Source organism: Clostridium disporicum, assembly GCF_001405015.1.
In the GTDB taxonomy this organism is placed as follows: domain Bacteria; phylum Bacillota; class Clostridia; order Clostridiales; family Clostridiaceae; genus Clostridium; species Clostridium disporicum_B.
In genome coordinates this window covers 70,965-83,368 of sequence record NZ_CYZX01000016.1, presented here as the reverse complement: position 1 = coordinate 83,368, position 12,404 = coordinate 70,965, and the positions used below count along the sequence as shown (strand labels likewise).

The 12,404-nt window shown below is 30.0% G+C and carries 12 protein-coding genes and 1 rRNA gene; 5 read left to right on the top strand and 8 right to left on the bottom strand.

What is annotated here, in order from left to right; translation table 11 throughout:
• From ARA56_RS11530 to dnaA, 8 genes are all read right to left on the bottom strand, one after another.
• Nucleotides 1–70, bottom strand: a 16S ribosomal RNA gene (locus tag ARA56_RS11530); the annotation flags it as partial.
• A 591-nt stretch (nucleotides 71–661) separates the two neighbouring features.
• Nucleotides 662–3,199: a DNA gyrase subunit A gene (gyrA, locus tag ARA56_RS11525; protein WP_055266822.1), complete on the bottom strand. Its 2,538-nt coding sequence runs from the start codon at nucleotides 3,197–3,199 to the stop codon at nucleotides 662–664.
• Nucleotides 3,200–3,233: 34 nt separating this feature from the next.
• On the bottom strand, nucleotides 3,234–5,153 hold the full coding sequence (gene gyrB / locus ARA56_RS11520; RefSeq protein WP_172675767.1) for a DNA topoisomerase (ATP-hydrolyzing) subunit B: 1,920 nt from the start codon (nucleotides 5,151–5,153) through the stop codon (nucleotides 3,234–3,236).
• A 53-nt stretch (nucleotides 5,154–5,206) separates the two neighbouring features.
• On the bottom strand, nucleotides 5,207–5,467 hold the full coding sequence (gene remB, locus ARA56_RS11515; RefSeq protein WP_055266820.1) for an extracellular matrix regulator RemB: 261 nt from the start codon (nucleotides 5,465–5,467) through the stop codon (nucleotides 5,207–5,209).
• Between the two features lie 14 nt (nucleotides 5,468–5,481).
• Nucleotides 5,482–6,567, bottom strand: coding sequence for a DNA replication/repair protein RecF (recF, locus tag ARA56_RS11510; RefSeq protein WP_055266818.1), 1,086 nt, complete (start codon nucleotides 6,565–6,567; stop codon nucleotides 5,482–5,484).
• Between the two features lie 66 nt (nucleotides 6,568–6,633).
• A complete protein-coding gene (locus tag ARA56_RS11505) occupies nucleotides 6,634–6,840 on the bottom strand; it encodes an RNA-binding S4 domain-containing protein (RefSeq protein ID WP_055266828.1) in 207 nt (68 codons plus the stop codon).
• 44 nt (nucleotides 6,841–6,884) lie between these two features.
• The gene (dnaN, locus tag ARA56_RS11500; protein WP_055266816.1) at nucleotides 6,885–7,985 is read right to left on the bottom strand and encodes a DNA polymerase III subunit beta; all 1,101 of its coding nucleotides are present in this window, start codon (nucleotides 7,983–7,985) and stop codon (nucleotides 6,885–6,887) included.
• A 258-nt stretch (nucleotides 7,986–8,243) separates the two neighbouring features.
• Nucleotides 8,244–9,605, bottom strand: a complete 1,362-nt coding sequence (gene dnaA / locus ARA56_RS11495; RefSeq protein ID WP_055266814.1) for a chromosomal replication initiator protein DnaA — start codon at nucleotides 9,603–9,605, stop codon at nucleotides 8,244–8,246.
• Nucleotides 9,606–10,130: 525 nt separating this feature from the next.
• On the opposite strand from dnaA, the gene rpmH reads away from it, so the two are divergent.
• From rpmH to jag, 5 genes are all read left to right on the top strand, one after another.
• Complete coding sequence (rpmH, locus tag ARA56_RS11490) at nucleotides 10,131–10,265, top strand: 50S ribosomal protein L34 (protein WP_032116814.1); 135 nt, start codon at nucleotides 10,131–10,133, stop codon at nucleotides 10,263–10,265.
• A gap of 61 nt (nucleotides 10,266–10,326) precedes the next feature.
• A complete protein-coding gene (gene rnpA / locus ARA56_RS11485) occupies nucleotides 10,327–10,674 on the top strand; it encodes a ribonuclease P protein component (protein WP_055266812.1) in 348 nt (115 codons plus the stop codon).
• Between the two features lies 1 nt (nucleotide 10,675).
• A complete protein-coding gene (gene yidD / locus ARA56_RS11480; RefSeq protein ID WP_055266810.1) occupies nucleotides 10,676–10,888 on the top strand; it encodes a membrane protein insertion efficiency factor YidD in 213 nt (70 codons plus the stop codon).
• A gap of 15 nt (nucleotides 10,889–10,903) precedes the next feature.
• Nucleotides 10,904–11,668 carry a membrane protein insertase YidC gene (yidC, locus tag ARA56_RS11475; RefSeq protein ID WP_055266808.1) on the top strand — a complete coding sequence of 255 codons (765 nt, stop codon included), beginning with the start codon at nucleotides 10,904–10,906 and terminating at the stop codon, nucleotides 11,666–11,668.
• Nucleotides 11,669–11,697: 29 nt separating this feature from the next.
• Complete coding sequence (jag, locus tag ARA56_RS11470) at nucleotides 11,698–12,321, top strand: RNA-binding cell elongation regulator Jag/EloR (protein WP_055266806.1); 624 nt, start codon at nucleotides 11,698–11,700, stop codon at nucleotides 12,319–12,321.
• Nucleotides 12,322–12,404 lie beyond the last annotated feature (83 nt).

Genomic DNA, 12,404 nt, shown 5'->3' with positions numbered 1-12,404 from the left:
CTCGCTCGACTTGCATGTGTTAGGCATGCCGCCAGCGTTCGTCCTGAGCCAGGATCAAACTCTCAATAAAAAGTTTAATCTGTTGCTCAAATTACTTTGAGTCTTTAATAATTTAAAAACTCTCAAAAGAATTGCTGGATTTATTTTAACTATATTCTGTTCAATTTTCAAAGACCATATTTGTTATCGCTTCAAGCGACTTTCTTATCTTATCACTTACTTAACTTTATGTCAACAACTTTTTTCAAAGTTTTTTTCACATCGTTACCTCAGCGACGAGATTTATCTTATCACTTATCCGATTTACTGTCAACACTTTGTTTTTGTGTTTTTGTTTCTTCGGCATCAGCGACGAGATTTATCTTACCATCTGATATACTCTTTATTTTGTTTATTTATGTTCATTTTATGAAATTATTATAATATTACTTCTATTTTCTTAGCTTCTCTCTATTTATCTATTATTGATACACCAGGATAAGAGTATTATCTTTTTTATCATTATTATTATAATTCTGCCCTTATATCTACCTTATTTCCTAAGAAATTCGCCTATTTAGTTATATATATTCGTCTTTTTATCTTAAATCATTTATAGGATTTTTGTTTTTTAATAAAAATGGAACCCCATATTTTATAGGATTCCATTTTAATCTATATTTTATTCTTCTTTTTCAGCTTCTTCTAATAATCTATCTAAACTATTATCTTTTACTTCTACAGCAACTTCATTACCTGCTATATTATCTATAGTAAGTTGCTCATCTTTTTCTTCTTCACCAGTATTAGAAATTTTAGCAATAGCAACTATTGATTCTTCTTCACCAGTTCTCATTAATCTAACACCCATTGTAGCTCTACTTGTTATTGATATATCTGATACATTAATTCTTATAGCAACACCACTTGTATTTATAAGCATTAATTCATCTTCTTCTTTACATACAGTTGCTCCAACTACTTTACCAGTTTTATCGCTTATCTTATAAGTTATAAGTCCAACTCCACCTCTATTTTGTCTCTTATATTCTGTTAATGGAGTTCTCTTACCATACCCATTTTCACTTATTACTAGTAATTCTTCTTCATCAGAAGCTATATCCATACAAACTGCCACATCTTCATCTCTTAAATTCATAGACTTAACACCTGATGCAGTTCTTCCCATTGGTCTTACATCTGTTTCATTAAACTTAATTGCATTACCATCTTGAGAAACTATTATTATATCTGCATCTCCTCTTGTTACCTTAACCTTAAGAAGTTCATCTCCTTCTCTTAAGTTAATAGCTATAAGTCCACTTTTTCTTAAATTCTTAAATTCAGATAATGGAGTCTTCTTAACAAGACCTTTCTTAGTAGCCATGAATAGATATCCATCCACTATATTATCCCTTACAGTTAATACAGTTTCAATTCTTTCATCTTGCTCAATTTGTATAAGATTTATTATGTTTATACCCTTAGCTGTTCTTCCAGCATCAGGTATCTCATATGCTCTCTTCTTATACACTCTACCTCTATTAGTAAAGAATAATACATCTGAGTGAGTTGATGTAACAAGTACATGCTCTACAAAGTCATCTTCTTTAGTAGACATTGCTTGTATTCCTCTTCCCCCTCTTCTTTGAGCTGAATAAGTATCAGCTGATATTCTCTTAATATATCCAGAGTGAGTTAAAGTAATAACTGTTTCCTCTTCTTGAATTAAGTCTTCGATATCAATATCATTAACTACTTTTTCTATTTGAGTTCTTCTTTCATCACTATATCTAGCCTTAATTTCTAATAATTCATCCTTAATTACACCTAATAATTTTTCTTCACTAGCAAGGATTGAATTTAAATAATCTATAAGCTTCATTAGCTCAGCATACTCTTCTTCTATTTTATCTCTTTCTAAACCAGTTAATCTTCTTAATCTCATTTCTAAGATTGCTAAAGCTTGCTTTTCTGATAATCCAAATCTTTCGATTAAAGTATTTTTAGCTATTTCACCAGTTTTTGAACCTCTAATTATGCTTATAACTTCATCAATATTATCTAAAGCAATTCTTAAACCTTCAAGAATGTGTGCTCTCGCTTGTGCTTTCTCAAGTTCAAATACAGTTCTTCTTGTTACAACTTCTTTTTGGAATTCTATATAATTGCTTAATATTTGCTTTAAATTTAATACTTGAGGTTCATTATTAACTAATGCTAACATTATTACCCCAAAAGTATCTTGCATTTTAGTATGTTTGAATAATAGGTTTAGAACTACACTTGGATTTGCATCTCTCTTTAATTCTATAACTATTCTCATACCTTCTCTATCAGATTCATCTCTTAAGTCAGATATTCCAACTATCTTTTTATCCTTAACTAAATCAGCAATATTTTCTATTAGCTTTGCTTTATTAACTTGATAAGGAATTTCAGTAACTACTATTCTGTGTCTTCCATTTTCCTCTTCAATGTCAGTCTTAGCTCTTACAACTATTTTACCTTTACCAGTTTCATAAGCTGCTCTTATACCTGCTTTACCCATTATTATTCCACCAGTTGGGAAGTCAGGTCCTTTGATACAAGTCATAAGTTCTAATCCTGTAGATTCTGGATTATCTATTAGCATTACTGTTCCATCAATTATTTCTCCTAAATTATGAGGAGGAATATTTGTTGCCATACCAACAGCTATACCTGATGATCCATTAACTAAAAGGTTTGGATATCTTGAAGGTAATACTACTGGTTCTTGTTCTTCACCATCAAAGTTTGGCATAAAATCTACAGTATTCTTATTAATATCTCTAAGCATTTCTACTGCGATTTTATTCATCTTTGCTTCTGTATATCTCATTGCCGCTGCACTATCTCCATCTACAGAACCAAAGTTTCCGTGTCCGTCTACAAGCATGTATCTCATTGAGAAATCTTGAGCCATTCTTACTAATGCATCATATACAGATGAATCACCATGTGGATGGTACTTACCTAAAACTTCCCCAACTATTCTGGCACATTTTCTGTAACCTTTGTTTGGTTCTAATCCTAGTTCTTGCATTGCATAAAGAATTCTTCTATGCACTGGCTTAAGTCCATCTCTTACATCTGGAAGTGCACGACCAACGATTACGCTCATTGCATAATCGATGTAGCACTTTTTCATTTCTTTATTTATATCTACATGTATAAATTTTCCCTCGTTTAAGTTCATGTACTCACCTCATAATAGTACTAAAAAACAAGTACTAAATATCTAAATTGCTTACTTTCTTCGCATTCTTTTGTATGAAATCTCTTCTTGGCTCAACTTTGTCTCCCATTAAGATAGTAAATATTTCATCAGCTGCAATTGCATCCTCAATAGTAGCCTTTAAAAGTATTCTATGTTCTGGGTCCATAGTTGTATCCCATAATTGAGAAGCGTTCATTTCTCCAAGACCTTTGTATCTTTGGATATTAATAGAACTATCTTTTCCACCAAACTCTTCTAGTATTTTATCTAGTTCTTCATCGGAATAAGCATATTCTTCTCTCTTACCCTTACTAACTTTATAAAGTGGTGGTTGAGCAATATATACGTGTCCACCGTCTATAAGAGGTCTCATATATCTAAAGAAGAATGTTAATAATAGAGTTCTTATATGAGCACCATCAACATCGGCATCGGTCATGATTATTATTCTATTATATCTTAGTTTTTCTTCATCGAAGTCTTTTCCTATTCCAGCACCAAAAGCAGTAATCATAGCTCTTATAGTATCTGAATTAAGAATTCTATCTAATCTTTGTTTTTCAACGTTTAGTATTTTACCTCTTAAAGGTAATATAGCTTGGAACTTTCTATTTCTACCTTGTTTTGCAGATCCTCCCGCTGAATCCCCTTCGACTATATAGATTTCACACTCTGCAGGATCTTTAGATGAACAATCTGCTAGTTTACCTGGAAGCGTAGATCTTTCAAGCACTGATTTTCTAGTAAGTTCTCTAGCCTTTCTTGCTGCATCTCTTGCTCTTGCAGCCATTAAAGCTTTATCTATTATAATTTTACCTACTGCTGGATTTTCTTCTAAGAATGTACTTACACCTTCTCCAACTATAGAATCAACTACTCCTCTAACTTCAGAGTTACCAAGTTTCGTCTTTGTCTGTCCTTCAAATTGAGGTTCAGATATTTTTACAGAAATAACAGCTGTAAGTCCTTCTCTAGCATCATCACCAGAAAGGTTCTTATCATTTTCTTTTATATGTCCAAATCTTTTTGCGTAATCATTTATCGCTCTAGTTAACGCAGTCTTAAATCCTGAAAGGTGAGTTCCACCTTCAATTGTATCTATGTTATTGGCAAAAGAATAAAGATTTTCATTATATCCATCATTGTATTGAAGTGATATTTCTGCAATAATACCATCTTTTTCACCCTCAACATAAATAGGTTCTGGATGTAATACTTCTTTATTTCTGTTTAGGTAAGAAACAAATTCTTTAATACCACCTTCATAGTGATATGATTCCTCTTGCCCGTTTTCTCTTTTATCTATTAATGTTATAGCTATTCCTTTATTTAAGAATGCTAACTCTCTTAATCTATGTGCTAATATATCAAAGTCATATTCTGTTTCTTCAAAGATTTCATGGTCTGGCTTAAAAGTAACCTTTGTTCCATGTAAAGATTCATCTGCTTCAGCAATTTCTGTTACTTCACATAAAACATTACCTCTAGAATATTTTTGTTGCCATACCTTACCTTCTCTTGTAACAGTAACTTCACAATACTCAGATAATGCATTAACTACAGAAGCACCAACACCGTGAAGACCACCAGACACCTTGTATCCTCCGCCTCCGAACTTACCGCCGGCATGTAGTACTGTCATAATAACTTCTACTGTAGATTTACCCATCTTTGGATGTATTCCAACTGGCATACCTCTACCATCATCAATTACAGTTATTGAATTATCTTCGTTTATAATTACTTCGATATTCTTACAAAAACCTGCTAGAGCTTCATCAATACTGTTATCTACTATTTCGTATACTAAATGATGAAGACCTCTAGAACTAGTACTTCCTATGTACATACCAGGTCTTTTTCTAACGGCTTCTAAACCTTCTAAGACCTGTATCTGACTTTCATCATAGCTTTGTTTATTTTCTTCCAACATAAATTCCTCCTAAAATACTAATTTTTATTACGTGTGAAGGCTAAATATTGGACTTAAGTATTATAATCAATATTTGTTCTCTTTGTTAAAGTAGAAGATGATATAGGTGATAAATATACCTTACTCATTTTATTAACTTCTGCAATCACAAACGACTTTGGCGCTTCCTTTGTGATTCTTTCAACAAATCCATCTTCTTCAGCCATTCTTAAAAAAGATATTGTATCTGAACTATACATAGATGTCTCAATATCAAAAATACCAATCACATCTTTTATTGGTACAACTACGTTTTCTCCTAAATGTAAAAACATAATAGTTCCTCCTCCTAGTTTAGGATTGCACCATCCTTTACTTTAAAAACTTTAGATTTATCATCTAAGTATTCATACAAGTCTTCTATCCCCGTGCAAGTAATTATGGTTTGAATTTCCCCAATGGTACTTAAAATATATCTCTTTCTACTAAAATCTAGCTCAGATAGTACATCATCAAGTAATAAAACCGGATATTCACCTGTTAATTCTTTAATTATTTTTAAAGATGAAAATTTTATAGTTAATACAGCAGTTCTTTGCTGTCCCTGTGAACCATAGCTTTTAGTATCAATCTCATTTATGAAAACCATAAAATCATCTCTATGAGGTCCAACTGATGTAAGCCCTTTATCGATATCCTTACTTCTATTTTTCTCAAGCTGAGAATAAAAACTTTCTTTGATATTTTCTAGATTTCTAATAGTACTTACATATTTAAATTCTATATTTTCTTTACCAGATGTTATATCATTGTGTATCTGTTTTGAATATTGGTTTAATTTATTTATATAATTAATTCTCTTCATAACTATATTATATCCAAATTCAACCAATTGCATATCATATATATCTAAAATATCTTTGTTTATAGATCTATTTTTTAATACAGTGTTTCTCTCATTAAGAACTTTGTTATACTGAACTAAATTATAATAATATTTAGAATCTAGTTGACATAACTCCATATCTATAAATTTTCTTCTAACTCCTGGCGAATCTTTAATTATCTTTAAATCCTCCGGCGAGAACATAACAACATTAAAGTTACCAAATAGTTCTCCAATTTTGTTTATCTTTATTTTATTTATCCTTATAGCCTTTTTCCCATCTTTAAGGATACTTATATCTATTCTTTTATCTAATCTCTCTCTGCCTACAGTTACGCTTAAAAAAGCATTTTCAGACTTCCAATTGATTAATTCTTTATCTCTAGATGTTCTATGAGATTTTGCAAAAGCGCAATAATAAATCCCCTCGAGGATATTAGTTTTGCCTTGAGCGTTATCTCCCATAAAAACATTCACGTTTGGTCCTAAATCTATATTTAAAGCTTCATAATTTCTATAATTAAGCATTTGTAATTTTTTTATAAACATTTTTAAACACCCATAATTATAACATATTAGAGCTATAAAAGTGATAAAATGGGAATTTATTGATAATTAGACCACTTTATAGGCTTCTCCATTAAACTCTACTACGTCACCTACATATAATTTTTTTCCTCTTTGCGTGCATATTTCTCCATTAACAGAAACTAATTCGTCTAAAATATACATTTTAGCCTCTGATCCTAATGATGCTGCCCCACAAAACTTTAAAAACGAATCTAATTTTATAAATTCTGTATTAATTTTAACTTCTACCATTTCCATTTCCCTGTATTAATATGCATAGTTTATACAGGTTCCTCCTATCTAACTAGTCTAACTGGTAAGACTAAATATTTAGCATTATTAGTTTCACTTCCTCTAATAACACATGGACTAACTGCTGATGACATTTCTAAAATTACATTTTCATCTTCCATAGTCTTTAATACATCTAGGATATATCTTGAATTAAATGCAATTTCTATTCCTTCACCTTGCAGATTTATTGCAACTTCTTCCCTAACTTTTCCCAATTGAGAATTAGAACTAATTATAACACTCTCATCTTGAATATCTAATTTTATTAAATTACTATTTCCATCCTTAGCCATTAAAGATGCTCTTTCTAACCCATTTTGGAATTCTTGTTTATTAACATTAACAAGTAGTTTATATTCAGGTGGTAATAAAGATGCATAATTAACAAATTTACCATCTAATAATCTTGAAATTATCTTAGTATTATTTAAGTTAAATAATATATGATTATTAGTAAATGTTATTTGTACTATATCATTGTTATCTTCAAGTATTTTAGCAACTTCGTTAAATGTTTTACCTGGAATAACTACTTCGATACTATCATCAATATTTAATAATTCAGTTCTTACTGCTAATCTGTAACCATCTAAGGCTACTAAATTAAGATGTTTATCTTTAACTTCGAAAAGTATACCTTGTAATATTGGTCTAGCTTCATCTTGAGCAATAGCAAATGATGTTCCTTTAATCATATTTTTTAATATATTTTGAGGAACTTCAACTGTTATATCTTCATTGATTGTTGGTAATGCTGGATAATCAGCTTGGTTCATAAATACAACATTAAATAAAGATTTTTCACATGCTATTTGTATTCTATCATTTTCAACTACCTCTATTTTTACATCTGAATTAGGTAATTTTCTTATAATTTCAGAAAAAATCTTAGCATCTATTACTATTTTTCCTTCTTGTAAAACATCAGCTTCAACTTTAGTTTCTATACTTACATCCATATCAGATCCAATAAGTGTTAAACCAGTTTTAGTAGCTTCTATGTAAATACCTTCTAATACAGGCATAGTAGTTTTTCCTGTTATAGCTTTAGTTACTATAGAAATACCTTCCTGTAATTTTTGTTTAGAACAGATGATGTTCATAATATACCTCCTTAGTTATTCACAAGCATTTATAAATAAATATATAGATAAATATAAAATTTATATAATAATAATAGTAGTAGGGGCTGTTGATATGTGGATAAGTACTTCAACCCCTGATTTTTCAATAAATTTTATAAAAAAATACTGTGGATAAGTAATTAAAAATTTCACTACGTTATCCACATTGTTAACATACAAAAGTGTACTAAGATTTTATCCACAGCCTATTCACTATTTATTATGTACAGTTGTTAGTTATTTTTGAGTTAGCTTCTTCGTTATATCATTTATAGTGTGTTGTAGGCTTTCATCATTATTCAAGCTTTCAGAAATTTTCTCATAAGCATGAATAACTGTAGTATGGTCACGTCCTCCGAATTCTTCACCTATTTTAGGTAAAGACATATCAGTTAATTTTCTACTTAAATACATTGCAATTTGTCTTGGATATGCAACGTTTCTTGTTCTTCTTTGAGATTTTAAATCCTCTACTCTAAGATTAAAATAAGCAGCGACTACATCTTGTATTATGTCTATAGTTATATTCTTATTTTGTTTATTAGAGATAATATCTTTTAAGGCTTCACTTGCTAAATCTACAGTAATATCTCTATTAGTTAATGAAGAATAAGCAACTATTCTTATTAATGCTCCTTCTAATTCTCTAATATTAGATTTAATTTTTGTAGCTATATATACCATAACTTCATTAGGAACATCTAGCTTTTCTACATCTGCTTTTTTCTTTAAGATAGCCATACGCGTTTCAAAATCTGGCGCTTGGATATCTGCTATTAGTCCCCATTCGAATCTAGATCTTAATCTGTCTTCTAATGTAGGAATTTCTTTTGGTGGTCTATCAGATGATAGGATTATTTGTTTATTCGCTTCATGTAATGTATTGAATGTATGGAAGAATTCCTCTTGAGTTCTTTCCTTACCAGCAATAAATTGAATATCATCTATTAAAAGTACATCTACATTTCTGTATTTATTTCTGAATTCTTCATTTTTATCATCCTTAATTGCATTGATAAGTTCATTTGTAAATTTTTCTGATGATACATAAACAACTTTTGCATTTGGGTTATTTTGAAGTATATAATGCCCTATTGCGTGCATTAAGTGAGTTTTTCCAAGACCAACTCCTCCATAAATAAATAAAGGATTGTATGCTTGAGCTGGAGATTCAGCAACTGCTAATGATGCAGCATGAGCAAATCTATTACTATTGCCAATGACAAAAGAAGCGAAAGTATATTTTGGGTTTAATGTGCTAGACATTTCATCATTTACTGTAACTGACATAGTGTCTTTATTATTTGAAGCTTTTTTCTTTTCAGGAACTTCCTCTATATCCTGAATTTCAGATGCAATTAAAAATTCAATTTTATATAGTTTTGAGCATGCAGCTTCAATTGAATTAATAACTAGATCTTTATATCTTTTCTCTAATATATCCTGAGTGAAGGAATTAGGAACACTGATTTTGATAGTGTTTGAAGAAATAGATATAGGTTCGCAACTTTTAATCCATGTATTAAAGCTGACCTCAGACATTTCACTTTTTATTATATTTAATGTTTTTTCCCATAATCCTTTTAACTCAGTCTCCATTTTGTTTCCTCCAAAAATAAATTTTAAAAAAGTTATTAACAATATAATAACATAGTTATTAACACTAAAGGGATTATGTTAATAACTTGATAAAAAATATTAACATGTAGATAATTATGTATATAAGTATATAACAAGAAAATTATCCACAAGTATGTTATATGTAAATATGAACAATATTAACAATGAATAATTAGGATAAATGTGATAATAATATATACGTATCGTGTAGTTATTCAGAAAAAATGAACAAGTTATACACAAAATAATCCACAGTTGTGGATAAGTAGGGTTATTCACAAACTTATTCACACTTAATTCTATAATAGCACACATAAATGTAAATTATCAATAAGTTATCCACAAAAAATAAACTGTGAATAATTTTATTAACATATTATTAGAATTTAATTCATATTGACAGTAAAAAGGGAAATCTATATAATATATTAAGTAAATCTCAAATTTTTAAAGTGGTAAAAAGTTTTTACTATATAAAATTTCACTCAAAGGGGGTGTATTTGAATGTTCATGACTTACCAACCAAAAAAGAGACAAAGAAAAAAAGAACATGGATTCAGAAAGAGAATGAGCACTGCTTCTGGTAGAACAGTTCTTAAGAGAAGAAGACAAAAAGGAAGAAAAAAATTAACAGCATAAGGGCCGCATTTAGTGGCCTTTTTTCTGCAAATAGCGGAAAATAAGGAGTTTTGTTGTACCTATGATATATAAAATTAGAAAGAATGCAGAATTTAGACTTGTCTACAGAAGAGGTAAATCTTACGCTAACAATCTTCTAGTTCTATATGTTTTTAATAATAGAAAGAATTCGTTATCGGATGGAGACCTATATAATAAGGTAGGGATTTCTGTTAGTAAGAAAGTTGGGAATAGTGTTGTTAGAAGCAGAAGCAAAAGATTAATATACGAAAGCTATAGATTAAATTGTGATAATTTAAAACAAGGATTTGATTTTGTATTTGTTGCTAGAACGTCTATTAAGGATAAAAAATTTAAAGATGTTGAAAATGCTATGATAAGCTTATTTAATAAGGCAGGACTACGTTAAAATGAAGAGATTACTTTTAAAGTTAATTCATTTGTATAGAAAATATTATTCTCCAACAAGGCCAGCTTGTTGTATTTTTGTACCAACCTGTTCTCAGTATGCAGAAGAGGCTATAACAAAGTACGGGGTGGCCAAAGGTGGATATTTAAGTATAAAGAGGATTTTACGTTGTAATCCTTTTAACAAACATGGGGGATATGATCCAGTTAAATGAGGAGGTTATTAGAAAATGTGGGATGCGATAGTTAACGCAATGGTAAATATGTTTAATGGACTACATAACTTCATTGTAAGTTTAGGAGTACCAGCAGAAAGAGAAGGTCTTTCTTATATTTTAGCAATTTTAATTTTTACAGTAATAATTAGATTATTAATTTTACCGTTAAACATTAAGTCAACAAGATCGAATGCAAGAATGCAAGAGATTCAACCAGAAATGAAAAAGCTTCAAGCTAAGTATAAAAATGATCCACAGAAGTTACAATTAGAAACTTCTAAATTAATGAAAGAAAATAATGTAAGTATGTTTGGCGGTTGTTTACCAACATTATTACCATTACCAATATTATTTGCTTTATATCGTGTATTTTATAGTATTACACCAACACAAGGTGCAGATTTATCATTCTTATGGATAAATAATGTATTCCAACCAAGTGGATTTAATATGACAGGTATACTACTAGCAATATTAGCTGCATTAAGCACATATATTCCATCTTTACTATTAAGTAAATCAATGCCAACTCCAGAAGAAGGCGGAATGAATATGAGCACAATGAACATAATGATGGCTGGTATGATGGGATTCATGTCAATTAACTTCCAACCAATCTTAGTTATGTATTGGATAGCAGGGGGAGTAATTCAATTAGTTCAAACTTATTTCTTAAATTACTTACCAGCTATGAAAAAGAAAAAGGCTAAAGAAGCAGCTGCTTTAGCATCAAAACCAAATAAAACTACAATAACAACAAAGAAAAAGAAAAAATAGTTTAATCTTATTAGGCGGGTGAATAGGGTATGAAAATTATTGAAATGACAGGTAAAACTGTTGATGAGGCTTTAAAAAATGCTTTACATGAATTAAATCTAACAGAGGATAAGGTTGAGTTTGAAGTACTTGAAGAAGGTAGTAAGGGACTATTTAATTTAATAGGAACTAAGCCTGCTAAAATTAAAGTTACTGTAAAAAGGGATCCAGCCTTAGAAGGTAAAAACTTCTTAACAAATGTTTTAAATTCTATGGGAGTTACAGCTGATATTGAAGTTAGAGAAGAAAATGATACTATCTTCATTAACTTATCTGGGCCTAAGATGGGATTAGTAATAGGATATAGAGGAGAAACATTAGATTCGTTACAATATCTAGTTTCTTTAGTAGTGAATAAAAATCACGATGTTCCTTATAAGAAAGTTGTGCTTGATACTGAAAATTATAGAAGTAAGAGAGAAGAAACTTTGAAAAGAGTAGCACAAAAAACAGCATATAAAGTTAAAAAGACTGGTAGACCTTATAAGTTAGAACCAATGAATCCATATGAAAGAAGAATTATTCACTCAGCCTTACAAAGCTATAATGATATAAACACATATAGCGAGGGAGAAGAACCTTTTAGAAGAATAGTTGTTAGTCTTAAAAGATAGAAAAAAAGGATGTTGCAAAAGTGCAGCATCCTTTTTTAAGTTAATAGACAATGGTTATGAGTACAAGGTGAAGCTGCTATGCA

Excerpts from the sequence above, each read along its gene's own strand:
- recF (WP_055266818.1), bottom strand. The coding sequence starts at position 6,567 with ATGTTTATAAAAAAATTACAAATGCTTAATTATAGAAATTATGAAGCT.
- gyrB (WP_172675767.1), bottom strand. The coding sequence starts at position 5,153 with ATGTTGGAAGAAAATAAACAAAGCTATGATGAAAGTCAGATACAGGTC.
- dnaA (WP_055266814.1), bottom strand. The coding sequence starts at position 9,605 with ATGGAGACTGAGTTAAAAGGATTATGGGAAAAAACATTAAATATAATA.
- remB (WP_055266820.1), bottom strand. The coding sequence starts at position 5,467 with ATGTTTTTACATTTAGGAGAAAACGTAGTTGTACCAATAAAAGATGTG.
- yidD (WP_055266810.1), top strand. The coding sequence starts at position 10,676 with ATGAAGAGATTACTTTTAAAGTTAATTCATTTGTATAGAAAATATTAT.
- rpmH (WP_032116814.1), top strand. The coding sequence starts at position 10,131 with ATGTTCATGACTTACCAACCAAAAAAGAGACAAAGAAAAAAAGAACAT.
- jag (WP_055266806.1), top strand. The coding sequence starts at position 11,698 with ATGAAAATTATTGAAATGACAGGTAAAACTGTTGATGAGGCTTTAAAA.
- yidC (WP_055266808.1), top strand. The coding sequence starts at position 10,904 with ATGTGGGATGCGATAGTTAACGCAATGGTAAATATGTTTAATGGACTA.
- dnaN (WP_055266816.1), bottom strand. The coding sequence starts at position 7,985 with ATGAACATCATCTGTTCTAAACAAAAATTACAGGAAGGTATTTCTATA.
- ARA56_RS11505 (WP_055266828.1), bottom strand. The coding sequence starts at position 6,840 with ATGGTAGAAGTTAAAATTAATACAGAATTTATAAAATTAGATTCGTTT.
- rnpA (WP_055266812.1), top strand. The coding sequence starts at position 10,327 with ATGATATATAAAATTAGAAAGAATGCAGAATTTAGACTTGTCTACAGA.
- gyrA (WP_055266822.1), bottom strand. The coding sequence starts at position 3,199 with ATGAACTTAAACGAGGGAAAATTTATACATGTAGATATAAATAAAGAA.